Origin of the sequence: Planktothrix paucivesiculata PCC 9631 (assembly GCF_900009265.2) — a bacterium.
Lineage (GTDB): Bacteria > Cyanobacteriota > Cyanobacteriia > Cyanobacteriales > Microcoleaceae > Planktothrix > Planktothrix paucivesiculata.
Genome location: NZ_LR735008.1, coordinates 109,936 through 135,827, shown reverse-complemented (window position 1 = coordinate 135,827; position 25,892 = coordinate 109,936). Strand labels below are relative to the sequence as shown.

General features: G+C 42.0%; 12 protein-coding genes. 6 read left to right on the top strand and 6 right to left on the bottom strand.

All coding sequences use genetic code 11. The annotated features are described in order from the left end of the window. Window positions 1-261 precede the first annotated feature (261 nt). Entirely contained in the window at window positions 262-3,009 is a 2,748-nt protein-coding gene (locus tag PL9631_RS07540) for a phycobilisome rod-core linker polypeptide (protein WP_083618616.1), read from the top strand. Between the two features lie 399 nt (window positions 3,010-3,408). On the opposite strand, the gene PL9631_RS07535 is transcribed toward PL9631_RS07540, so the two are convergent. Further along, the gene (locus tag PL9631_RS07535) at window positions 3,409-4,128 is read right to left on the bottom strand and encodes a transposase (RefSeq protein ID WP_269321674.1); all 720 of its coding nucleotides are present in this window, start codon (window positions 4,126-4,128) and stop codon (window positions 3,409-3,411) included. A gap of 318 nt (window positions 4,129-4,446) precedes the next feature. On the opposite strand from PL9631_RS07535, the gene PL9631_RS07530 reads away from it, so the two are divergent. The 4 genes from PL9631_RS07530 to PL9631_RS07515 all read left to right on the top strand — a co-directional run bounded on the left by PL9631_RS07530 (window position 4,447) and on the right by PL9631_RS07515 (window position 10,446). Then, a complete protein-coding gene (locus PL9631_RS07530; protein ID WP_083618615.1) occupies window positions 4,447-5,172 on the top strand; it encodes a Bax inhibitor-1/YccA family protein in 726 nt (241 codons plus the stop codon). 508 nt (window positions 5,173-5,680) lie between these two features. Then, window positions 5,681-6,016, top strand: a complete 336-nt coding sequence (locus tag PL9631_RS07525) for a hypothetical protein (RefSeq protein WP_083618613.1) — start codon at window positions 5,681-5,683, stop codon at window positions 6,014-6,016. Window positions 6,017-6,112: 96 nt separating this feature from the next. Beyond that, the gene (locus PL9631_RS07520) at window positions 6,113-8,854 is read left to right on the top strand and encodes a calcium-binding protein (protein WP_083618612.1); all 2,742 of its coding nucleotides are present in this window, start codon (window positions 6,113-6,115) and stop codon (window positions 8,852-8,854) included. A 92-nt stretch (window positions 8,855-8,946) separates the two neighbouring features. After that, on the top strand, window positions 8,947-10,446 hold the full coding sequence (locus PL9631_RS07515; RefSeq protein ID WP_083618610.1) for a hypothetical protein: 1,500 nt from the start codon (window positions 8,947-8,949) through the stop codon (window positions 10,444-10,446). Window positions 10,447-10,453: 7 nt separating this feature from the next. Here PL9631_RS07515 and PL9631_RS07510 read toward each other — a convergent pair whose 3' ends face one another. The 3 genes from PL9631_RS07510 to PL9631_RS07500 form a co-directional block, all read right to left on the bottom strand. Beyond that, complete coding sequence (locus tag PL9631_RS07510; protein WP_083618608.1) at window positions 10,454-11,719, bottom strand: IS701 family transposase; 1,266 nt, start codon at window positions 11,717-11,719, stop codon at window positions 10,454-10,456. A gap of 363 nt (window positions 11,720-12,082) precedes the next feature. Continuing rightward, window positions 12,083-12,280 (bottom strand): 30S ribosomal protein S21, encoded by a 198-nt coding sequence (gene rpsU / locus PL9631_RS07505; RefSeq protein WP_083618606.1) that lies wholly within the window; start codon window positions 12,278-12,280, stop codon window positions 12,083-12,085. 378 nt (window positions 12,281-12,658) lie between these two features. Further along, on the bottom strand, window positions 12,659-19,984 hold the full coding sequence (locus PL9631_RS07500) for a DUF4347 domain-containing protein (protein WP_083618602.1): 7,326 nt from the start codon (window positions 19,982-19,984) through the stop codon (window positions 12,659-12,661). 524 nt (window positions 19,985-20,508) lie between these two features. On the opposite strand from PL9631_RS07500, the gene PL9631_RS07495 reads away from it, so the two are divergent. Beyond that, window positions 20,509-22,086: a sensor histidine kinase gene (locus PL9631_RS07495; protein ID WP_231516670.1), complete on the top strand. Its 1,578-nt coding sequence runs from the start codon at window positions 20,509-20,511 to the stop codon at window positions 22,084-22,086. A 94-nt stretch (window positions 22,087-22,180) separates the two neighbouring features. Here the strand turns inward: PL9631_RS07495 and PL9631_RS07490 are convergent, their stop codons facing one another. Continuing rightward, on the bottom strand, window positions 22,181-24,892 hold the full coding sequence (locus PL9631_RS07490) for a PAS domain-containing protein (protein WP_083618598.1): 2,712 nt from the start codon (window positions 24,890-24,892) through the stop codon (window positions 22,181-22,183). 427 nt (window positions 24,893-25,319) lie between these two features. Continuing rightward, window positions 25,320-25,892, bottom strand: a 573-nt coding sequence (locus PL9631_RS07485) for an RNA-guided endonuclease InsQ/TnpB family protein (RefSeq protein WP_083618596.1), incomplete at its 5' end; no start/stop codon positions are given.

Below are 25,892 nucleotides of genomic sequence, written 5' to 3'. Positions count from 1 at the left end.
GTAACAAAACTTATTCTTTTTTCTCAGATAACTACACTCAAGTCTATACAATAATTGTCGGTACGCTTTTTTATAAATGTCTGGTTAATTCAGCCAAAATCATTTTAATCTGAAAGATTAAATTGGCAACAACTCAAGCGCGGATAGGGTTGAAAGCGCAAGGGCGATTCAGCCGGGACTAATCCGTTTATTGTTTGAGAACAGTACCATATTTCAGGTTCCATACTGTTAAAGATTCAGATAGGGAGCAATAGAGATCAAATGAGTGTAAAAGCAAGTGGTGGAAGCTCAGTTGCACGTCCGCAACTATATCAAACCGTACCCGTTGCCACCATTTCCCAAGCGGAGCAACAGGATCGCTTTTTGGGCAAAAGCGAATTAAGTGAACTGGCAACCTATTTCAGTTCTGGGGCGAAACGTTTAGAAATTGCTCAAATTCTGACACAAAATGCAGAATTGATTGTTTCTCGGGCTGCTAATCGGATTTTCACCGGAGGTTCACCTCTGGCGTTTTTAGAAAAACCGAGCGAAACTCCCACATCCGAAATGGTGGCGGTTGGTGGCGGTGGCAGTAATGTCGCCGAAGGCATGAAACTAGGAACGATTTCCTATGCGGAGAGCCGAGGTAACAGCCTGTTAGAGGGTTTAAAATCAATTTTTGTAGACGCCGGATCGGGGCCAGCGGTATTTTTACCCCCCGGTTTCGGGCCGATTAACGTTTCTCGTTATGGCCCGAGGAACATGACCAAATCCCTGCGGGATTTAAGCTGGTTCTTGCGTTATACAACCTACGCGATCGTGGCAGGTGATCCGAATCTGATTGCCGTTAACGTCCGGGGATTACGAGAAATTATTGAAAATGCTTGTTCTAGCGCGGCGACTTTGGTAGCCCTGCAAGAAATGCGTCGGGCTGCTTTGGGCTATTTGAAAGAAGACAAAGAAGCTCAAGAAATCGCTCTGCAATATTTTGGGGTATTAATCACCGAATTTGAGGCTGCCACTCCTGGGACAAAGGTTCGCCAACGTCCTAACAGTAGTGACAAACAAGGGTTAGCACTACCTCAAATTTACTTTAACGCCGCCGAGCGCCGTCAGAAGTTCGTGATGAAACCCGGATTGTCTTCGACGGAAAAACAAGATGTGGTGACAGCCGCCTATCGCCAAGTGTTTGAACGGGATATTACCCGCGCCTACAGCTTGGGAATTTCCGACTTAGAATCCAAAGTGAAAAACGGCGAAATCTCTACCAAAGAGTTTATCCGCCGCTTAGGGAAATCTCCGTTGTACCGGAAGAATTTCTATGAACCCTATGTCAATAGTCGGGTGGTGGAACTGGCAACCCGTCACTTTTTAGGTCGGGGTTTAAGTTCTCCTGAAGAATTTAGCAAATATTTCGCGGTTGTGTCCAAAGGAGGCTTATCGGCCCTAGTGGATGCGATGGTGGATTCTGAGGAATATTCCGATTATTTCGGAGAAGAAACCGTTCCTTATTTACGCGGTTTGGGTCAAGAAGCCCAAGAATGCCGTAACTGGGGGCCACAAATCGACCTGTTTAACTACAGTGCTCCTTTCCGTAAAGTTCCCCAGTTTGTGACCTTGTTCGCAGACTATAAACAACCCCTGCGGGATCAGCACGTTTACGGAACTGGGAATGATCCTCTGGAAATTCAGTTCGGGGCAATTTTCCCGAAAGAAACCCGGAATCCCAGTAACCGTCCGGCGCCCTTTGGCAAAGATACCCGTCGGATTTTGATCCGTAATGGGGCTGGAATCGATAACCAGTTGAGCAACCCGGCAGCCCGGGGGAACAATCCTGGGTCTTTGGGGCCGAAGGTGTTCAAACTGGATCAACTGCCCGGCGGCTATATTAGCAGTCGGTTCAAGCGCAGTGGTAGCAGCAAAGGAACCAGTGTTAATTACTCGGAAACCTCTACCCAAGCGGTGATTCTGGCGGCTTATCGGCAGGTGTTTGGCCGGGAACTCTATGAAGGTCAACGCCAAACCGTTGCGGAAATTAAGCTGGAAAACGGCGATATTACCGTGCGGGAGTTTATTCGCGCCTTAGCCAAGTCCGATGTTTTCCGTAAGATGTATTGGACATCGCTGTATGTGTGTAAGGCGATCGAATATATTCATCGGCGTCTGTTGGGTCGTCCGACCTACGGCCGTCAGGAAATGAATACCTACTTCGATCTTTGCTCCAAGAAGGGCTTCTATGCCCTGGTGGATGCCATTCTCGATGGTCAGGAATACAACGAAGCCTTTGGGGAAGATACGGTTCCTTATGAACGGTATTTGACTCCGGGGGGTGTGTTCCTGCGGACGGGTCGAGTTGGTGCTTTTGCCGAGAAAAACCCGGTGGGTACGGCAGTGGTCACGCCTCGGTTTATCGAACTCGGTACCCCAGATCAAAACAAGGGTGAGATTGAGTTAGATAATCGCATCGCTCAAGGTGTCAGCAAACGACGCCAACAAAGCAAGGTATTCAAGCTGACGACGACCACCGATAAAGTGGCTCTGAAAACCCTAATTCAAGCCGCTTATCGTCAAGTTTTTGAGCGCAATATTGATCCCTATGTGAATAGAAATGAGTTTACGGCTCTGGAAAGTAAACTGGGGAACAATGAAATTAACCTGAAAGAGTTTATTGAGGCACTGGGAAGCACTTCTCTGTATATCAAGGAGTTCTATACCCCCTATCCCAATACCAAGGTGATTGAGTTGGGAACCAAGCATTTCTTGGGTCGCGCTCCTCGTAACCAGGCGGAAATTCGGGAGTATAACCAAATCCTGGCAACCAATGGCTTGAAAGGGTTTATTAACGCGATGGTGAACAGTGTGGAATATGCTCAACTGTTCGGGGAAGATACGGTTCCCTATCGTCGTTACCCGACTTTACCTGCGGCTAATTTCCCGAATACGGAACGGTTGTACAACCAGTTAACCAAGCAAAATGATGAGTTAGTGGTTCCTAGTTTTGAACCCGTGGTGGCAACTGACCGCAGCTAAAATCAGTGATCAGTGATCGGTAAACAGTTATCAGTGTAAGAGTTAATTAACTATTAACTCTTGATTTTTTTACTAATGACTGAAAAACTGATCGTTAATTGTGTCCCTCTGTATTCCTACAGGGGGATTTTTATTTTTCTGAGTATAAAAAATTACTATAGCGTTAGGGAACAGGGAACAGGGAACAGGGAACAGGGAACAGGGAACAGGGAACAGGGAATGAGTTAAAAGTATCCTAACTGTAATAGACATCTCCGAAAATCCTCAAACGCCCTCTATCGCTACTTTTTGAGCCTCTAGCACTCCTGTGCCGGGTTCTCCTAAAGTAACGGATTCATAGGCTTTTTCAGTTACATTAATAATAATTAATGAATTTTATTTCTGATATTCAATCATTTTTCAAAAGTATTCTGGGCAATTCTTAGATGATAATACAATCGCTCCTATTCGCCATCTTATTAGTCCACATACTGTCAAGATTACTGCTTCATAATTTTGGCTCTTTAACCGAAATCTTTCGGAAGCAACTCGATAAATTTTTATCAGTCTTATTAAATGTTCGACTACAATCCTTTGTTTGGCTTTTAACCGATTTTCTTCTCGATGTTCAAGGGATATTTCTTGATTCCTCGGTTTCTTATGTGGTGTATTAATTGCTGTTTCCCCTACATAAGCTTTATCCCCCCTGTATTTTTGATGATTCCCCAATTCCTCCCTTCTTTCTCTCCACAATTTCAGATCGCTTGTTGCTCCGGTATAACCCACAGCTACATCCACTATTTCTTTCCCGCTCGGCATGACAATGACTTGATTTTTAAACGTATGTGTTTTTTTCTTTCCTGAGTAATATTTTTTCTGCTCTTCGTTGTCTATTGGTCTTTGCATGGGCTGTTCATAGCTATCTACTATTAACTCAAATTCCAGCAGAATTTCTTCTACCCACTCCCAATCACTCTCGTTTTTTTTTACTTGCTCAACTAAACTGGCTGGCAGTAATTCTCTGAAGATTTTTATCCAGTTATGGAAAATATCATTCGCTGTTGATTCACTCACTTCAAACTGTAACCCTAACATTTGAAATGTGGGCATCTGATGCAGATAAATTAGAGTTAGTAAGATTTGTTCATCGACAATAGCCTTTTTGTTTGCTGGGGATTCTTGTCCAGATAGCCTCTTAATTTAGTCATCTCTCCTTGGGGTAAAATCTAATTTTACCATCAAGTATCCCTCCCCATTTTTATTTCGGAGATGTCTAATGCGTAGTGCTATATAACCCATTACCCATTACCCTGTTACTGAGCGAAGTCGAAGTATTACCCCTTCGTAATTCGTAATTCGTAATTCGTAATTCCCTCCCCATGTGGAAATCAACATCTACCCCAAATTCCCAGGGTTCGCTAAATTATAGGGAGGTAGTGTTGATTATGGAAGGATGATATGACCAGTACCAGTAATTTCCGTCAAGCTGTACGAGAGGCTAGAAATGAGGCTATTGTTGGCCCTAATGTGATTGCTAACGCCTTACCCTATGTGGGAGGCGGGTTAATTCTGACCGCCCTGGGTACTTTTGGGGGTCTGAATGTTGCCGCGGCTAACCCTGGATTATTTATGACGACCTTCTGGGTCGCCTTCATTGCCCAAATCGCTTTGTTTTTTGTGGCTTCGGGTATCGCCAACAAGGGTAATAATCAGGCGGCTTTACCACTATTAGCAACCTACAGCCTACTAACGGGCTATACCCTCACAGGTCTAGTAGCCCTGGCATTAGGTACAAGTGGTGTTGGGGTCTCTGGAATTGGGGTGGCGGCTTTAGGATGTGGAGTCACCTTTATCGGGGCGCGTTCGATTGGGTCTAACCTCTCCGAGTCCGATGGGATGGCTTTGACCAAAACTATCCGTCTGGGAATTATTTCCCTATTCGTGGTGATTTTAGCCCAATTTGTCCTGAGTTTCTTTGGAATCATTGCCCCTTCTTGGTTAGAAATTGGGATTTCTGGCCTGGGAGTGTTGCTATTTGTGGGGGCGGCGGTGGTTGATTTTTATTTGCTTCCCCGTGCTTACACCGACAAACAGTATTTATCCGCCGCATTATCGATGTATTTGACTTACATCAACCTATTTATCTTCATTCTGCGCCTACTGATTGCCTTTAATCGGGATTAATTTTTAGCAGAATAGAAAGCGCTCGGAGCAAGGCAACACAGAGGAAAATCTAGCTTTGTTGCCTCAGTCTATGTCAAACACCGTGAGTCGGGCGATTACTATAAATTAAGGGAGTGGGTGATAACCCGCTCCTTTTTATTGGGGTTTTTCTCCATAATTTCTCGGAGATACGATGTTCTTTTTTGCTAAAAAAGTTCCGTATAATTTCTGATGGAAAAACCCAGCAATTAGGCTATTAATAGATTAGAGCTTGAATCAAGACAATTTAGGCTTTAGTAATATGCTTTTGTGGCTTCTTGGCAGTATGCCACGTTTGGATTGGTGCTTTCCTGTGGTGGCTGGGTGAAAGCGCCAATCTATTTATTACAATAGGGTGAATCTGAGTCAATTCTAAATATTGAGAATAGGGAAACTCTGATTCAAGGTTTTTCGTCAAATATATAGTGTAGCCTGACTTGATTATGATAGGGATGTATCTACTAATATGCACCCTTTGAGAGTCTAAAAAATGCCTGCTGTTTCAACCTTGTGCTTTTCTGGATATTTTAATTTAACCCTCGTTTGGCTGGGATTATGCTTAGGAAATGCTTCTAGGATAGTTTTTCCTATCAAAAATGAGGTTAAATCCCTTCTTTTTAATCAACACCAGAATGGGATTTTTTCAGAAATCAAAAGTTTTGCCCAATTCTATACTATAATCTTAGTCTTTTATGGACTAATAACAGTATCATGTTTTTCTCAACCCTTAGATCAAAATGATCAAGGGTTGAAATTTTCTGTCCAATTTCATGGGAAATTGCGATCGCTAATTCTATTTATTTTAGCCCTCGACAAAAAAGGCTAGAAGATTAAAAAAATATCCCAGATAACCGGATATTTATGAACTGTGATTGAAAAGATAATTGTCTGAAAATCATACCTAAAATTAGGATTACTCGTAATGGCTGCCGTAATTGTTACCAACTTAAATGATAATGGGACGGGTTCTTTAAGAGAAGCGATCGCCCTAGCTCAACCCGGAGATATTATCCAATTTGATTCGAGTTTAGCAAGTTTAATAAATCCTACCATTAAACTCACCAGTGGTCAATTAAATGTTAATAAAAGTGTTACCATTGATGGACTAATTCCGGGTACAGTTCCCACTCCGATTACTATTAGTGGTGAGAACCAATTTCGAGTATTAGAAGTTCAAGCTGATGCTCAAAATCAACCGACGAATACAACGCTTAAAAACCTAATTATTGTTAATGGAAATGCCCAAGGAGTTGAGCAAGAGGGTGCAGGGGGAGGAGTTAGAGTTAAAACATTGAACACTTTAACTTTAGAAAATAGTCAAGTTAATAATAATATAGCTCAGTATGGAGGAGGTCTTTTTGCGGGCTATAGAACTAATACAATTATTATTAATAGTAAATTCGATAGTAATGATGGAACACCAGGAGGAAGTGAACGAGGTGGCGGGGCAATTTCTACCGATAGTCAAACGGATCTGACGGTTATTGATAGTGAATTTACTAATAATAAAGGAATTAATGGCGGAGCCATTTATAGTGTTATTTGTGATTTAAATGTTCAGAATTCTAAGTTTATTAATAATACTTCTGTTCCCGGGGCAAATATTAACCTTGGCCCTGCTATTTCTAATGGTTATGGGGGTGCAATTTTTTCCGATGGTGCTAAATCAGAAGGAACAGTAAGAACAATTCAGATTAATAATTCTTTGTTTGATGGAAATACCGCAGCCGGACAAGCAGGGGGGTTATATTTATATGGTTATTCTCCCGATAAAATGATTGTTGAAAATAGCACTATCATTAATAATAGTGTTGTTTTTAATGATAAAGGTGATAGTTATGGGGGAGGAATTAGACCGGGAAACAATGGAAATTTCACGCTTAAAAATACAACTGTTGCGAATAATAACGCTTTGAGTCAAGGCGGTGGTTTGTGGGTTGGGGAACAAATTCCCATGACGATTATTAATAGTACAATTTCAGGAAACAGGGCTGAATCTGAAGATGGAACAAAAGGCATAGGCGGAGGAATTGCTCTGGCTAATGGTACAACTGCTACCAGTATTATTAATACAACAATTGCTAATAATTATGCGGGTTTTTTAGGTGGAGGAATATCATCGGGAGGAACAAATGTTACGTTAACCAATACACTTTTATCTAAAAACACAGCATTTAATGGTGGAAATACTTGGAATACAAACCATCACGTTACTGCTCAACTTAACAACGGTAGTGGAAATATTCAAACGACGGAATTAAACCCTAATGATATCAAAGCAACCGCTAATATTCAGTTAGTTGCTGATGCTTTATTGGGGGATTTACAACCCATTAATGGGTTATTAATTCATCCACTCTTAACAGGAAGTCCCGCTATTGATACAGGAAGTAGTAATAATTCACCTACAACGGATCAACTCGGTCAGCTTCGCCCTATGGATGGTGATCAAAATGGTACAGCAATTATTGATAGTGGTGCTTATGAGTTTTCAGTGGTAACTCCCGCGCCAACTCCCGCACCAACTCCCGCACCAACTCCCGCGCCAACTCCCGCGCCAACTCCCGCACCAACTCCCGCACCAACCCCAGCACCAACTCCCGCGCCAACTCCCGCACCCACACCAACTCCCACAGCACAACCTATTCCAACACCCACACCAACTTCCGCACCAGGCGAAACAAGCGGACTTGAATTACAAGATCAATGTATTGATATCCCTAATATCATACCTGCTAAAAATCCTGTTGTTAATACTATTTTTAACCCCGAACAAACTAATGGGTTAGGAACACCTGAAGCAGATGGGATTTTAGGTCGAGATACTGACGATATTCTCTATGGTTTAGAAGCAAATGATAACTTGGATGGTGGGTTTGGAAATGATATTTTATTTGGAAATCAAGGAGATGATTATATAACCGGAGATTTGGGAGACGATAGTATTTATGGAGGTCAGGAAAATGACTTTGTTTTAGGTGAGGATGGTGATGATATTATTTGGGGAAATTTAGGAGATGATAACCTTCAAGGCGGAAGTGGAAATGACATTATTTATGGAGGTCAAGGAAATGATTTAGTTTGGGGAAATCAAGGGAATGATACTCTTTTTGGAGATTTAGGAAATGATACTTTAGTTGGGAATGAAGACAACGATATTTTATTTGGAAATCAGGGAGATGATTTATTACAAGGAGGATTTGGAAACGATATTATATATGGTGGACAAGATAATGACATGATTTGTGGAGGGGAAGATAATGACCTAATCTTTGGTAATTTAGGGAATGATTTTTTAAAGGGAAGAACAGGTAATGATACTCTCTATGGCGGCCAGGGAAATGACACGCTTTTAGGGGGAGATGGAGATGATTTGATTAGTGGAGATTTGGGAGATGATTTATTATGGGGAGGGAAAGGACAAGATACTTTTGTTTTAGGAGAAAATCAAGGTAATAATTGGATAGATGACTTCACCGATGAGGAAGACTTTATCGGTTTAACTGGAGGATTAACTTTTGAAAAATTAGAATTTAACCAGGTCGAAAACAATACTTTAATTCAAGTTTCAAGTACAGGGGAAATTTTGGCAACCTTAAAAGGATTTAATCCTAATTTATTAACTTCTGAAGATTTTATTGGTTTAGCTTTTAACCCGAACTAAGGTTTGATTTATCCTTAAAAATGAAACAAATTTTTGTATTATTTTTAAGGATGAAATATTGTTAAAATTCTATAAATTGAGGATGAAATAAAATGGCAAACTTGATTGTTACTAACTTAAATGATAATGGTGTGGGTTCTTTGAGAGAAGCGATCGCTGAAGCTCAACCTGGGGATATTATTCAATTTGATTCGAGTTTAGCCAATGAACCTAACCCAACTATTCTACTCACCAGTGGCCAATTAAATATTAATAAAAGTATTACCATTGATGGACTCATTTCTAGTGCAACTCCTGGTAAAATTACTATTAGCGGAGACAATCAATTTCGCGTCTTTGAACTTCAAGTTAGTCCCCAATTTCAACCCACTAATACAACCCTAAAAAACCTGATTATCACTAATGGGAAAGCTGAGGGAATTAATGAAGCGGGTGCAGGGGGTGGAACTCGGATGCAAGGTTCAACCAACCTGAGTTTAGAAGATAGTGAACTGAATAATAATATCGCTCAATTTGGAGGCGGAATATATACGGGTTTTAGGAGCAATACGGTTGTTATTAATAGCAAATTTAATAATAATGATGGCACATTAGGCGGGAGTGAACGGGGAGGCGGTGCGATCGCCACAAAAAGCGCAGGTTCTCTCACAGTTACTAATAGTGAATTTACTAATAATAAGGGAATAAATGGCGGTGCAATTAATCATTTATTGGGTAATTTAACTGTTGATAATTCCAAATTTATTAACAATACTTCTGTTCCAGGGGGTACAATTCCAAATGGTTCAAGTAACTATCACGGCGCAGGTGGAGCCATTTACACCGATGGTGCAAACGCTTCTGGAGCTAATGCTACCCCAGGATCAACAGGTGGAATTATTCGGATTAATAACTCCGTATTTGATGGAAATACGGGTTCTGGACAGGGGGGAGGATTATTTCTATTTGCCTATCCTCCCGATAAAATTATTGTAGAAAATAGCACAATTATTAATAATACAATTCAAGCCAATAATAACGGCAATTCTTTAGGAGGAGGAATACGTTCTGGAAATGCTGAATTAACCCTAAATAATACAACATTTGCTAATAATCGAGCCTATAGTCAAGGTGGCGGTTTATGGGTGGGTGAAACCTCTCCTACTACCATTACAAATAGCACTTTTTCAGGAAATCGCGCCGAATCTATTGACGAAAATAGTGGTTTAGGGGGTGCAATTACCCTCGTTAATGGTACTAATTCAACTAATATTATTAATACCACAATTGCCAATAATTATGCTGGATTTCAAGGAGGTGGATTTTGGGGAGGGGGTACAAATGTTACCTTGACAAATACGATTTTATCCAAAAATATTGCTAATAATGGCGGAAATCCTTGGAACGTTAAACACCATACTGGAACCGAATTTAATGACGGTGGCGGTAATATTCAAACTAATGAATTAAATTCTAATGATACGAAAGCAACTCCTAATATTCAATTGGTTGCTGATGCTTTATTAGGGGATTTACAACCCATTAATGGGGTTTTAATTCATCCATTATTAACAGGAAGTCCCGCTATTGATACGGCAAATAATGGGACTTAAACAAAAATCAAGCCCAAATCAAGCCTAAACTTGCTTTGTAGGCTGCAAATACATCCCTATTATCCTGGAGCCACTCCACAAATCGAAAAGAAATCGCTGTGCGAAAGGCTTCAAGGGCATCAACAAATGTGTTTAAGGGTTTGTTCGCCCATCGACGTCTTAACCCTCCAGTTAAACTATGCCAGAGAATAAAAGTATAGGCACAAAATACCAAAATCCAATGTCTGATTAGACTTCTTTTATCTCGGACTTGATATTCTTTTAGCCCTAACCAGCCCTTTGCTTCCCTGTAAAAAACTTCTATCCAATTTCTTTGTGAATAGGTCGTTACTATCCACTCTCCTGTAGCTTTTGAAGCTTCAACATTAGTCATTAAATAATCAATATCACTGGCTTGGTCGAAAGTAGCAGCATTCATGACGATGGCTATTACTTTCTTCCCTGCATACTTTGATAATTCAATTTCTTTTGTTGCTACCCACACAGTTTTGGGTTTTTCCAGTTGGAGTTGAATTTCACTAAAAGCTCCTTGGGGCAACGATTTAGCTAAATTATCTAATCGAGTTTCCTCGGTTTCATCTTCCCCTTTTTTGAGGATTACCTTTCGATTCTTGGCGACTCCCCCTATATATTTTAATCCTTTTTTCTCTAACTCTTGTAAAAAACTTGTGTTATTTCCATACCCGGCATCTGTTAGCACAATTCCCGGTCGATATCCTCTGTCTAAGCTCCTCTCTATTAATTCTAATGCTATTTCTGGTTTCTTTTTAAATTCGGGGTCGGCTTTTCCTAAGGGTAATGACTCGGCTTTTTGATATAATTCTATATCTAATGGTAAGCTTTTTTTGCCATCGTATAGATGGCTCGTTACTGCTACAATTCCATTGTCGGTTTTTCCGATTTCTCCGATGTATTGTCGTCCGACTCCATCGGTAAAATTTCCGCTTTTTCGATGTCCTGAATCATCAATAATTAGAGCAAATCCCCGACTAATCTGGGTTTGCTTACACTGATTCATCACCTCCAGCCGACGCTGATTTAGTTTCATTGCTGACCAAGGAGCTTCGGTTAAAAAGTGGTGTAATCGGTGGTAAGTTACTCCTACGGCGTTATTCGCCATTTGCGACAGGTTTTTTCGCTCACTTTCTCCCAATAATCCCCCTAAATAGTTCCTAAATTCCCGTTTTTGGGCTTGATGGCCGAAAATATCGTCAAATCGACCACACCATCTATCGAAGCAAGGGGGCATCGCTGCCGGGGTTGTCTCTTTCATGGGTTATTCTTTAACGTTATCTGCTTGCTCTATAATCATTATCATCTATTTCCCTCCTTATTTTTGTTTAAGTCCCACTAATCAGTTTCAAGTTATTTCTATATAATAATGGGACTTAACTCTCTTTTGTCACTCTCCGAATTAAGCTAGTAGTAAATCAACTAATTTATCCAGAAGAATAAAAGGGTTTAAATTCATTCATTATATATAACCGTCAGAATTGAAACGTCAAAATTAAAGATGATCATAAAAAGCAAAATCCGCGACGTTACTCCCTGCTTCATCCATGAGGCATTAAGCGGGAGTCGGGGCACGGTAGATACAAAAGCAGTTTTCAGGTCTTGAAAATCACCAAAACTAGAGCTACGATGTCCGTTTTTTGCGGAAAGCACGTCTTTGACGTTGATTAGCGATCGCCTTACGCTTACGCTTCTCTGGAGGGGTTTCAAAGTGACGGTTTTTTCTAACATCCGCCAAAATACCAGCCTTAGAAACTTCCCTCTTAAAACGTCTTAAAGCTGACTCTAGCTGTTCATTTTCACCCAGAATAACTTGGGTCATGTCCTCTCCTTAAATGGTCTACAACAACATTTGAAAATCTTTTGTGAGTTCTAAACCCCCTTCATGCAATATTACAGCAAGGGGCAATATCTAGTCCATCTTGCAATGGCTACAAAGCAGATAATATATTAGGTTCGGTGAACCTAGAAACTCAAGTTTATCGGCTCACCGAACTTATAATTCCAGTCGCAATAGACAGAAATAGCAAAATCCAAATCACATAACCCGGGATAAATGCTAAAACAGATAGACCCCTGAGCGTCCATAACAAGACCAGTAGACCGGTTATAGAGGCAAAGAGGTAGGAAAAAATCAACTTTTGGGAATCACGAGATCGAGTCACAAATAGTACGGGTTTTAAGACGCTACGGATCTAGCTTAACCTAAGACCTGAAAGCTATTAGAAGTAATTAAATTTGTCTGTACACCCGCCAGACGCACTAGGGGCTGATCTCCCAGATTAATTAAGGTGGAAGTTCCCTCTTGGATAATAGTCAGTTGGTTCAGTGTTAGACCATTCGCCAAGACCAAGAAATCTTCTCCTACTTGGAAATCTGTAATCTGGTCGAAACCAGTATCAGCACCGATAACAAAACGATCTTTACCTATACCTCCGGTGATCAAATCATCACCAAGATCCCCAAACAACCAATCATCCCCAGCCCCGCCGTTCAAGGTATCGTTCTGTTGTCCACTGTAGAGGCTATCATTACCATCACCGCCACAAAGTAGATTTTCTCCCTCATTAGCCAAGATCAGGTCATTGCCCGCACCGCCACTGAGTTGATCTCGGTCGGAACTATTCCCCACAATATTCTCACCTCCGACACCCCCATAGATTGTGTCATCCCCATCGCCAGCGCAGAGGATATCCGTGCCTTGGTCACCATAGAGGAGATCATTTCCCCCATCTCCATAGAGGACATCATCTTGTTCACCGCCATAAACCGTATCGCTACCCTCACCCCCCATCAGGGTGTCGTTATTGCGGTTACCATAGATGACATCATCTCCGGCTCCGCCCCAGAGTAGATCGGGGCCATCTCCTTCGTTACTCAGAGGATCGGTTTCACCATCGATATTCAGGTTGTCACCATAGAGGGTGTCATTGCCTTCATCCCCATAAATGGTATCCGCCCCTAACTCCCCTCGAAGCAAGTCGTCGTCTTGGCCACCAAAGATAAAATCATTGCCCGTACCACCATAGACCGTATCGTTACCGATACCTCCGTGCAGTAAATCCTCTCCGGTGTAGCCATAGAGGACGTCCTGTTCCTGGGCTGGGATCGCCGAATCATCACTAGGACTGCCAATCAAGGTATCGTTACCATGGTCGCCATAGAGGGTATCGCTACCGTGGTCTCCAAATATCAGGTCATCATCCTGACCGCCATATCCAATATCATTGCCATCTCCCCCCAGCAGGGTATCGTTGTTTTCGTTACCCGAGAGAAAATCATCTCCGGTGTCCCCCAAGAGTAAATCCCGTCCTTCTAAGTCCTGGGAAAGTGAAGGATCATCAATTCCCGCTAAGAGGATATCATTTCCCTCTTGACCTTGCAGGGTATCGTTGCCATAACTCCCCCGAAGATAATCATTACCCAGTGCCCCTTCTACTAAGTCATTGCCCGATGTGGCATCAACGGTATCATTCCCCTCGCCAGCATAGATATTGTCATTCCCTGTAAAGGCGGTAATCCAATCATCTCCACCAAAGGCAAAAATACTTTGATCCAGAACCGTTCCCGTCAAGGTATCGTTATCCTCTGTGCCGTTAAGGATATTTGAGGTTGGGTTAGGAGAAATTAAACCCAGTACAGGGGGTTCAGGAAACGCCACGTCTAGGAGTTCAGGAGCCGGGAGACAAATACCACACTCCTGGTTTGGTGCAGGTAACGGTGTTGAGGTGGGCGCGGGAGTGGGTTCGGGGGTAGGAGTGGGTTCAGGGGTGGGATTAGGAGTGGGACTGGGTATCGGTTCCGGAGTGGGAGTCGGAACGGGACTGGGGGTGGGACTAGGTGTGGGACTAGGTGTTACTGAGGGTGCGGCGACAACAGAAATATTGAGGGTTGCCACATTGGAAGTTGCACCAAAACTATCGGTTGCTTGATAATTCAGAACAAAGGAACCCGTAAAGTTAGGATTGGGGGTGAAGGTTAGGGCTTGGACTTGTTCCGGGGTGAGTCCTTGTACCTGAGTTGGATCGGTAATGGGGGTTTCACCTAGGAATAATGTTCCTTCTTCAGCAGTCGGTAAGTTGGTGAGGTCATAGCTAACAACGGTTCCAGTCAAATCCGTTACTACTAAATCCGGTAATTCTACCGCACTAGAATTATTGAGCACTCCCTCGAGGGTGACATTTTCAGCAATAGGGGGTTGATTGGGAAGGGTGATCTCAACTTTGGCTGGATTGGACACCTTGCCTTGATCGTCTTCGACGGTATAAGAGAGGGTGGCAACTCCAGCAAACCCAGAAACCGGGGTAAAGGTAATATTACCCTGATCATCAACTTCAAATGTCCCTTGATTCTCCAGGGTGAGTGTTTTTTGTTGGCCTGGAGTATTCGGATCGAGATCAACCGTAGCAAGATTGATCGTGCCATCGGCATCAGTAGTTTGATCCAGAACATTAAAGCTGATCGGGGTATTGGCGGTGGCTTCCAGAGTCTTGCTTGTGGCCACGGGGGGCTGATTCGGTATGGGCTGAAAGTTTAAGTTGACAGTCGTCCCAGTTGATGTAGCGCCTTGATCATCCGTGACCGTGAAACTAAAGCCACCGCCATCGAAGTTACCTGTAGATTGAAATTGCAGTTGAGAGGCTTCTTCTGGGGTCAAAACCTGATTGGCGGTTACAGGTTGACCATTGAGGAGCAGTATCCCATCGGCCGGATCGGGCAGTTGAGTTATCGTAAAACTAGCGATCGTACCATCGGCATCTGTTCCCGAGAGGGGTGGCACGTTGACGGTGCTATTGGGTTGTACGGACAGAGCCAAATCGTTAGCAACCGGAGGCAAATTCACATCCAGGGGAACTAAAGACACCGTAGCCGCTGTCGGAGAAATCAATCCTTCGTTATCAATGGTTTTATAGGCAAAAATAACCTCGTTTGAAGAACCTGTAGATTGAAATTGCAGTTGCGTTGCCTCTTCGGGGGTGAGGATTTGATTCAGTTCGACAGGTTTTCCATTCAACAGCAGCACACCATCGGCGGGATTAGGCAGTTGAGTTATCGTAAAATTAGCGATCGTACCATCGGCATCCGTCCCCGATAGCGGGGGAATGAACGAGATACTATTGGGCAAGAAGGGAACGTTCAGGTTATTGGCGGTAGGAGGTTGGTTAACATCCACCAGGACTAAATCAACTATTGCCGACTGCACCGAAACCGTCCCTTGATTATCTGTCGCGGTGTAACTGAAGCCACCGCCGTCAAAGTTTCCTGTAGCTTGAAATTGCAGTTGAGCAGCCTGTTCGGGTGTAATAGTTTGATTCAGGGTGACAGGGTTTCCATTCAGTAATAACACCCCATCTGTCTGATCAGGTAAATTAGTAATCGTATAATTTACTATGGTTCCATCGATATCTGTTCCCGATAAGGTAGGTGTATTTACGGTGCTATTGGGAACAACAAGAGTATTTAAGTTATTGGGAATCGGAGGTTGATTGACGGGAGGTTCAATCAAGCCAATGCTTCCGGCTCCGGCAGAAGTCAAGCCTTGATTGTCCGTGACTGTGTAACTAAAGCCACTGCCATTAAAACTACCTGTAGATTGAAATTGCAGGCGAGAGGCTTGTTCAGGCGTTAAAACCTGATTAGCTGTTACAGGTTGACCATCCAGGAGCAGCACCCCATCAGCGATATCCGGTAAGCTAGTAATCTTAAAGCTGGCAACTGTGCCATCGGGATCAGTTCCTGATAAGCTCACGGGCACAGTGGTATTTGGGGTGACAGAAATGTTCAGGTTATTCGCTACAGGCGGTTGATTCACCGCCGGCGAAATTAAGTTAACAACGGCAGGACTTGGGGAAATTAAACCTTGATTATCCGTAACCGTATAAGTAAAACTACCACCATTAAAGTTGCCTGTGGTTTGGAATTGCAGTTGAGCGGCTTCTTGAGGCGTTAAAACCTGATTTACCTGCACAGGTTGACCATTGAGCAGCAATACCCCATCGGCTACATCAGGTAAGCTACTAATCGTGATATTCGCTACCGTTCCATCAGGATCTTGTCCAGATAAGGAAACCGTCGTCGTACTATTCGGAGTTAAAACCAGGTTAATATTATTAGCATTCGGAGGTTGATTCACCACAGGCTGAATCAAAGTTACCGTAGCCGGGGTGGCGTCAGTGGCTCCTTGATTATCCGTGACCGTATAACCAAAACTACCCCCATTAAAGGTTCCTATGGCTTGGAATTGCAGTTGAGCGGCTTCTTGAGGTGTTAAAACCTGATTTAACTGTACGGGTTGACCGTTGAGCAGTAATACCCCATCAGCGATATCCGGTAAGCTAGTGATGGTAAAACTGGCAATACTACCATCAGAATCACTTCCCGATAGTGAGACTGGAATCTTACTATTCGGTAAAACCGCAGCATTCAGGTTGTCTGCTACTGGGGAAATATTTTCCGGTGCTGGTGTGGGTACGGGGGTGGGTACAGGGGTGGGTGCCGGAGTTGGTACGGGGGTAGGCGTTACCGTTGGTTCCGGTGTGGGCGTTACCGTTGGTACGGGGGTGGGCGTTACCGTTGGTTCCGGTGTGGGTTCAACGTTGATGGTGAAGGTGTTATCACCACTAAAGACGGTTCCGTCACCGACTTGGAAGTTGAAGTTGGCGTAGTTCGTGCCGTTTTCGTTGGGGTCGGGTTGAAATTGCAGTTGAGCGATATTGGCGATGGGGATGTCTAGTCCCCCTACGGGTAAGCTGGTGACGGGGCTACCGTTGTAGAACAGTTGACCGTTAGCAGGAAGTTGGGTAATTTTGACCGTTTGTAGGGTGTCTCCATCGATATCGTTGAAGGGGAAGTCACTGCTACTGAAGGTGTAGGGGACGCTGGGGTCTTCTGGGATGGTGGTGGCGTTGGGGCCGCTGGTGGGGGGGTCGTTAACTGGAGTGACGTTGATGGTGAAGGTGTTATCACCACTAAAGACGGTTCCGTCACCGACTTGGAAGTTGAAGTTGGCGTAGTTCGTGCCGTTTTCGTTGGGGTCGGGTTGAAATTGCAGTTGAGCGATATTGGCGATGGGGATGTCTAGTCCCCCTACGGGTAAGCTGGTGACGGGGCTACCGTTGTAGAACAGTTGACCGTTAGCAGGAAGTTGGGTAATTTTGACCGTTTGTAGGGTGTCTCCATCGATATCGTTGAAGGGGAAGTCACTGCTACTGAAGGTGTAGGGGACGCTGGGGTCTTCTGGGATGGTGGTGGCGTTGGGGCCGCTGGTGGGGGGGTCGTTAACTGGAGTGACGTTAATTGTGAAGGTGTTATCACCACTAAAGACGGTTCCGTCACCGACTTGGAAGTTGAAGTTGGCGTAGTTCGTGCCGTTTTCGTTGGGGTCGGGTTGAAATTGCAGTTGAGCGATATTGGCGATGGGGATGTCTAGTCCCCCTACGGGTAAGCTGGTGACGGGGCTACCGTTGTAGAACAGTTGACCGTTAGCAGGAAGTTGGGTAATTTTGACCGTTTGTAGGGTGTCTCCATCGATATCGTTGAAGGGGAAGTCACTGCTACTGAAGGTGTAGGGGACGCTGGGGTCTTCTGGGATGGTGGTGGCGTTGGGGCCGCTGGTGGGGGGGTCGTTAACTGTAATTGTACTAACAGCCGGATTAACATTGGTATAAATACCATCACTAGCAGTTACGGTAACTGTCCGATCGCCCCCCGTAGGATTTACTGAAGTATTCTTGTAGGTAATGCCACGTAATAAAGTTTGTAAGTCAGCCGTTGGAATAACACTGCCACCAGGTCGAGTTATTGTAACTAGCTTGAGAGTGTCATTATAGACAACATTGAAACTGGTGCCACCTACTGTAATTGCTGGTGATGTTTTGTTTACATTTAGGGGAAAATCTACATTCCCAATTGTTAATACTTCTGCAACTCCATCGGAAACATTAGAAATCTTGAGGGTGAGGCTGATAATATCATCATTAGGATCGCTGACTGTAGCAAGACTATTACTAGCAATATTAACTGGAATAATATCGCCTTTAGTAAAGATTGTACTGTAGTTAAATCCATTAATACCCTGATTATCATTGAGGTCAACAACGGGGGGTTCAGTAATAATACTACTTACTAATAACCCACCGGTAATCAGATCTAACCCACCACCATTACCTGTATTTAATGGAACATTGGTTAATCCAATACGATCCATCGCAGAGGTAACATCCGGGGGAAATAGGGCGTAACCATAGAAGGTATCCCCTGGATTGATACCTAAATCTGCAAAGCTAACATATACACCAAAGATATTTTGTAAGCCGGCTTCATTTGAAAAACGTTGTACTGTATCTGGTGGGGTATTGTTGTCACTACGACGTGTTATTTGTCCTTTAGGGATAGTAATTCCAGAATCCCCCCAGTCTGTTGTATTTACGGTGACTAAATTTCCAAAGCTCAGTGGGTTATTACCGGCATCAATTCCTGTAATTGCTGCGATTTTAACTGAGTCGAAGTTAGTAGAATTAGATCGATCTCCAATAAAAAAGCCAACTTTGGTATGCTGTGTCGGTGCTGTTAAACTTGATGTTGATACAAAGTCCGCCCGTTCAATATTATTATTATTAGTATCATCCCTGTTAGTAAATAGATTGTCAACCCCCATATTCAAAATAGGGCTTAACAATGCCTTTTCCATGTTGTCCTGATAGCTGGGTTTCATCGTAATCGTAGTACCACTGCCACTACCATCGAACCACAGGGTGTTCATTACCCCTGTTACGAGGGGATTATTAACTCTTTTTAACTTGAGAATATCTAAATTAGCAACTACATTGTAAGTATCTACACCAGCTTGAAAAGAAGTTAACTTTACGTCATTTCCTGTTCCATAATTCATTGTATAGTTTGTACCCGAATTACCGGCATTAGCACCGGCAGCACTGTAGCTAGAAAGTACCGCAGTGGAGGTAATGGAGGTAAAATTAGTTGCTGGTAGAACCAAAATACCACTATAATTTATAATCGCATTTTTACTAAAAGCTAAAGCAGTTTCAATATTTCCAGTTTGAACTTCTAATGCCCAGTTTCCGCCGAATGCTGTGTTTCCAGTTAAGTCATTAGAAGCGGCGATATCGGCTTGAGTCAGTTGGGATAAATTTGTAACGAACGATTGTCCTAAACTTCCAGACGCAACATTACATCCGTATAATAAAATATCAGCATTTTCACTTAATCCGGTTTGCCATTTTTGGAACTGTTCAGTATATTTACTCAGGGTATTTTGATCTAAAACTGTATTGCCCAACCGTAAACTCCCACTTTCACCATGAGAAATAATATGGAGGGCATCGATATCTTTTTGGGTAGAAAGAATAGAACTAATTTGAGCGATTCCATCTTGATTTGGATCAAGTATAATAACTTCTGCACTGGGATCAACCCCTTGCAATAATGTTTCGTAGTTTTCGACACTAGAATCGATGAAAACGACAGTTTTCACTTGATCTTGAATAGAATTATGGTTAGATGACATACCTGATTTTCCTTGGTTTGGCTGGTCTTTCAACAAATGTATGGGTTAATTAAACTTGAAATTTAAATTTTTGCACTTGAGGGAAACTGATACAGTTATGTGATACTCTTAGCACTAAACAAAAAGCGTACACTCTAATATCTACAGTTTACTCTGAGTCTAAATGCGGAAACTAGGGGTTTTGAAGACGTGCGTACCAGATCTAAAACTGTCATACTTACGATTGACAGAATGTCGAAAAAGTGTTATGGATTTTCTAAGTGATCACAAGTGTTACTGATTTCGCTGAAATTGAATAGAATATAATTGGCTAAAATATTAGGAAAGAATATCCTCGTAACCTGGCATAGAATATAGTATAAACTTCCCGGCTAAGAGCGACCTCACGGATGTCTCTAATTTCGTCTAAACATAACTTAACCAAAAGTAAAACCGCCCCTGCCACTGTCCTGTCTTTGTTTAATCGTTTAAGCATTCGGCAAAAAATTGGCTGGGGTTATGGGTTGGTCATCGGGGTTGTCCTTATGGGTGTAACCTCAGCATTTCTGGTATCGACCTATTCGGTGCGACCTTTGCGTACTCAATTAGCCATTGACCAGAAAAAAGCCAACGTTCTCGATGGACTTAGCCAAAGTCTGCTCCAGTTAAAGCATCATCAGGATAATCTGGTGCAGTTCTTGAGTAACGGCAAGGATATAGAAAAAATTGAACGGGGAGTTTCCGCCCTGCGTTCAAATATCTTTGTGATGAATAATCAATTGCAACAACTCCAAGATATTCCTGAAACAACGGATATTAAAATTCAACAGGATTATCAAGCCTTACAGGACTTAACTCAACGCTATAAAGAACGGTTGACTAACTATTCAGAACAGTTTGAAACCCTGATTCAAACTACGGAAAAACCGAATCTGAGTCCCCAAATTTTACAATCGGTTCAAAAATCTTTGATTAACTTGAATCGCAGCAGTGGAATTATTCAAGTCTATCCGGTTTATGCTGAAACAACCCAACTGGAAAATCGATTCAGAAAGCGGGCTGAAATGGCTCTGAGCGATTATGAAAGAATCGAGTCTATTCGTAATAATATTATTATTATCACGGTGGTTTTATCCAGTGGATTAGCAATAATATTTGCAATTTTTACGGGTCATATAATTGCGACTCCCTTAGATATTATGATTAAGGTCGCCGAACAGGTGAGTGAAGAATCGGATTTTGCTCTGCAAGCTCCTGTGACCAGTTCCGATGAAATTGGGGTGCTCACCCAATCTTTAAATCATCTGATTCAACGGGTAGCTGAATATACGGAAGAATTACAGAAAGCCAAAATTATGGCGGAGGCAGCTAACCGTTCTAAGAGTGTGTTTTTAGCCAATATGAGTCATGAACTTCGCACGCCGTTAAATGCGATTATTGGCTATAGTGAAATGCTGCATGATGAATCGGAAGATTTGGGATATACGGACTTTTTACCTGACTTAGAACGGATTCAAACTGCTGGAAAACATCTGCGGGATATGATTAGTGATATTTTAGATATTTCTAAAATTGAAGCGGGTCATGTTACTCTCTATTTAGAAAATTTCCCCGTTGATAAACTCATAGAAGATGTGATTACCACCGCTACACCTTTAGCAGAAAAAAATAATAATGTTTTGAAAGTGAAGATGAAACCCGATATTGGAACCATGTATGCCGATATGCCAAAAGTTCGACAAATTCTGTTAAATTTACTCAGTAATGCTTCTAAATTTACCGAAAAAGGAATCATTTATTTAATTGCTGAACGCACTCAAGAAAAACCCCCGATTCCAGAAGATGATGAATTTATGTATGGAATGGTTGCTAATTCCTCTGAATATTTAGTGTTCCGGGTTAAAGATTCGGGAATTGGGATGACCGAAGATCAATTACAACATATTTTTAAACCCTTTATTCAAGCAGATGTTTCTACAACCAAACGATTTGGCGGTACTGGGTTGGGACTAGCTATTAGTCAGCGTTTATGTCAAATTCTCGGGGGGGTAATTACGGTGGAAAGTCAGATGGATGAGGGTTCTATTTTTAGTGTTTGGCTTCCGGTTCATGTTAAGGGATAGGGAATTACGAATTACGAATTACGAATTACGAATTACGAATTACGAATTACGAATGGGTAATAACTTCGACTTGGCTCAGTAACAGGGTAATGGGTTAGGCGGTGGAGGAGTGGACTTCCAAAAGGAGATTAGAATTGCGTCTAAACTCTTGTTTTAAAGGTAATTCTATCACGAATTCCGTGCCTTTTCCCACTTCAGAAAAACAGAAAAGTTTGCCATGATGTTTAGCAATAATTTGATAACTAATTGCTAATCCTAAACCCGTACCTTTCCCGACTGGTTTGGTGGTAAAAAATGGTTCAAATAAACGGTGTTTGACCCGTTCCGTCATACCATTTCCATTATCAGTAATTCGGATAACTACTCGGTTAGCTTCATTCAATTCTGTCCGAATCCTAATTGTGGGGGAGGTAGCAGAAATTTGCCATCCGGGTGCGGGGGAATTATGATGGGGAAGGGGGTGCAAAAACTTAGATTCTCCTTCTAATACGGCATCAATGGCATTATTTAAGAGATTCATAAACACTTGATTCAACTGACCCGGATAGCATTCGGTTTTAGGAAGGTTTCCATATTCTTTAATGATTTCAATGGGAGGATTTCGTTTATCCCGGGGGTTATTCGCTTGGGGGCGTAGTCGATGTTGTAAAATCAATAAAGTGTTTTCTAAGCCATCATGAATGTTAACGGGTTTCATGTCAGCTTCATCTAATCGAGAAAAGTTACGCAGTGATAGCACAATTTCCCGAATCCGGTTAGCCCCGACTTCCATTGAGGATAAAATTTTGGGTAAGTCATCGAGAATAAAATCTAATTCAATGGTTTCTCGATGTTGTTTAATTTCGCCATGGGGTTGGGGATAATGCTGTTCATAAAGGGCGATTAATTGCAATAGGTCTTGGATATATTGACTGGCGTAGTTAATGTTGCCATAAATGAAGGTAATCGGGTTATTAATTTCATGGGCAATTCCGGCGACTAATTGACCTAAACTGGATAATTTTTCGGTTTGAATTAGTTGGGCTTGAGCCTGTCCTAATTCCATTAATGTTAGTTCTAATTGTTGGGCTTTGGCTCGTTCTCGGGCTTCCGATTGACGTAAGGCTTCTTCGGCTTTTCGCCGATCGCCAATATCTTTTACAGTCCCGGTCATTCTCAGGGGCTGTTGCTGTTCATCCCGCACCACTACTTTACCCTGATTCAGAATCCATTTCCATTCCCCAGAACGGCTTAACATCCGATGTTCAATTTGACAAAAGGGCGTTTTTCCCTCTAAATGTTGTTTGAGGACTTCAACGACTTGATCCCGATCTTCTGGATGAACTAACTTTAACCAAGAGCGGGCTTTTCCATGAATTTTGTTAGCTTCATACCCCAACATTGAACTCCATTGGGGACTAAAATAAACCTCTCCTGTGACTAAATTCCAATCCCATAATCCTTGATCAGTTCCAGCTAAAGCTAATTTTAACCGTTCTTCACTGGCTTTCAAGGCTTCAGAGGCTTGGCGTTTTTCGGTAATATCAAAAATGGCTCCATTTAACCAACAAATTGAGTCTTCTTCGGTGAAAATAACCTGTCCTTTTTCATATACCCAACGAATACTGCCATCAATTCTAATTAAACGGTATTCTAAAATATAGGGTTGTCGAGATTCAAAACTAACCCGAATTTTGCGTTTAACTTTCGCCAAATCATCGGGATGAATAATACTATTAAAGGAGCGAACTCGATTTTGAATAAACTCCGTCGCCGGATATCCGGTAATCACTTCAATCCCTTGACTGAGAAACACCATCATCCGATCTTCTTCTAAAACCCCTCGATAAACTGCACCCGGAATGTTAGCAACTAGGGATCGATATTCTCCTTGACGTTCTCGTAATTTTCGTTCAATTTGTTTGCGATCGCTAATATCTCGGGCAAAGGCACATTGATATTCTCTCCCATTAAAATTCAGATGATTAATCATAATTTCCACGGGAAAAATCCGATTATGTTTGGTGCAATGACGGGCCTCAATATTCAAAGAACCACAACGTCTTAAAATCTTCCAATGTAATGACCAGGAGGAGGCTGGAAAATCTGGGTTAATATCATGAATGGTTAAACTTAATAATTCTTCGGGTGCATAACCCAGAGAACGACAGGCGGCGTCATTGACATATAAAATTTCTCCATCTTCTCCCACCCATAAAATAGCATCCGCCGCCTTATCAATAGAAAATTTAGTCAGTTTTAAAACTTCTTCAATGGGTTGCTGGAAATCTAGTTTAAAGGGAAAAGTGGCATCCACTTTAAACAAATTATTAAAATTAGATCGCAGTTTATCTAATGTGGAATGGGATGGAGAAATTTTATCCTCAGTTTCATCGGTGGTTAAGGAATCAATCAAGGGTTTTTTAACTCGGTAAGAATTAATTATCTGAATTAATCCCCCGATGCTAAAGAAAAAGATTAAAGCAATAATAACTTGACTTTCTCCTAATGCTTTATTTAGGGGATATTTCCACATTAATAAATGGATTAGATGTAGAGTTCCATTGGCAATCACAGCTAATCCTAAAAACCCCAAAATTCTGATTAAGGGTTGAGAATCAGCCCAATTGATGTTTAAAGATTTTACCACCTTAGACAGAAAGGAAGGTTTTAACCGAGGGGGCGTTAATAAATGATTAATCAGTAAAAAACCTAAAACATAGTGAATAAAAATGATCAGCAATTCTGAACTAAAAGTCAGAAACTCCATGGGAATATTGCTGATGGAATTAGGGGAACAGAGGGGTGATAATCCTAGTAAAGTCATGGGATTTTTAAAAAAGGCTGAAAAAAATTTTAAACATCCATTTGATCGCCGTTCTCAATCGGGTGAAGTATAATCTAAGTCAGGAAAAGCCTGTGCAGCATTACCGTCAACGATTGGACTACATTCCGGCACGAGCGATTAACATAAGATTTTGTAATACCAGCTAACGCTGTTGTTCTGTCACCCTGAACTTATCGACTTGGTTACACCAGTCCAATTGTAAGAAATTATTTGATGTTATTCTACAAATTGCTAAAAATTGTTGTTTTTTTATATATTTATTTGAAGTTTCCTATAGTTTTATTTCACTTGGCCTAATTTGTCCTAACTGATTCTCTGGCAAAAATTGTTTGACCTTTGCCCCAAGCCTTCTCCTACCAGCCGAGGGGAGTAGAATTCCTAATCTTAAATCTCCAAGGAATGTGAACTACCCACACTTCTCTACGAATAAGTGTGGGCTTCTAGCATCAACGGGGATAGCATCAGAAGAAACAGAAGTTTGTTCCGGTGACTGACATCCCCTCAGACTAGCAGTATCGCTGGTTCCCAACGATAAAACTTGTACTGAGCATAGTCGAAGTATCCGCAAGGCTTCATTTTTGATATTGATCGACGCATTAATATCACGGTCATGGGTAGTTTGACAATGTTCGCAAGTCCAACTTCTAATATCAAGTGGTAAACTACCGACTTGATTTAGACAGACGTTACAAGTTTTAGAAGAAGGGAAAAACCGATCAATTTCGATATAGGTTTTCCCTTCTTTTTCGGCTTTGTACTTGAGCATTGTACCAAACATTCCCCAACCACAATCGCTAATTGACTTGGCTAGTTTATGGTTTTTAACCATATTTTTAACTCCTAGATCTTCTACAGCAATCACTTGGTTTTCGTCAACTATCTTGCGGGATAGCTTGTGTAGAAAATCTTCTCGGCAACGAGCAATCTTAGCGTGGACTTTGGCAACTTTTAATCTTGCTTTTTGTCTACTATTACTTCC

What these genes read in the sequence shown, in the direction of transcription:
- PL9631_RS07530 (WP_083618615.1), top strand. Translation starts at nt 4,447, where the DNA reads ATGACCAGTACCAGTAATTTCCGTCAAGCTGTACGAGAGGCTAGAAAT.
- PL9631_RS07515 (WP_083618610.1), top strand. Translation starts at nt 8,947, where the DNA reads ATGGCAAACTTGATTGTTACTAACTTAAATGATAATGGTGTGGGTTCT.
- PL9631_RS07540 (WP_083618616.1), top strand. Translation starts at nt 262, where the DNA reads ATGAGTGTAAAAGCAAGTGGTGGAAGCTCAGTTGCACGTCCGCAACTA.
- PL9631_RS07510 (WP_083618608.1), bottom strand. Translation starts at nt 11,719, where the DNA reads ATGAAAGAGACAACCCCGGCAGCGATGCCCCCTTGCTTCGATAGATGG.
- PL9631_RS07520 (WP_083618612.1), top strand. Translation starts at nt 6,113, where the DNA reads ATGGCTGCCGTAATTGTTACCAACTTAAATGATAATGGGACGGGTTCT.
- PL9631_RS07490 (WP_083618598.1), bottom strand. Translation starts at nt 24,892, where the DNA reads ATGACTTTACTAGGATTATCACCCCTCTGTTCCCCTAATTCCATCAGC.
- PL9631_RS07500 (WP_083618602.1), bottom strand. Translation starts at nt 19,984, where the DNA reads ATGTCATCTAACCATAATTCTATTCAAGATCAAGTGAAAACTGTCGTT.
- PL9631_RS07525 (WP_083618613.1), top strand. Translation starts at nt 5,681, where the DNA reads ATGCCTGCTGTTTCAACCTTGTGCTTTTCTGGATATTTTAATTTAACC.
- PL9631_RS07495 (WP_231516670.1), top strand. Translation starts at nt 20,509, where the DNA reads ATGGGTGTAACCTCAGCATTTCTGGTATCGACCTATTCGGTGCGACCT.
- rpsU (WP_083618606.1), bottom strand. Translation starts at nt 12,280, where the DNA reads ATGACCCAAGTTATTCTGGGTGAAAATGAACAGCTAGAGTCAGCTTTA.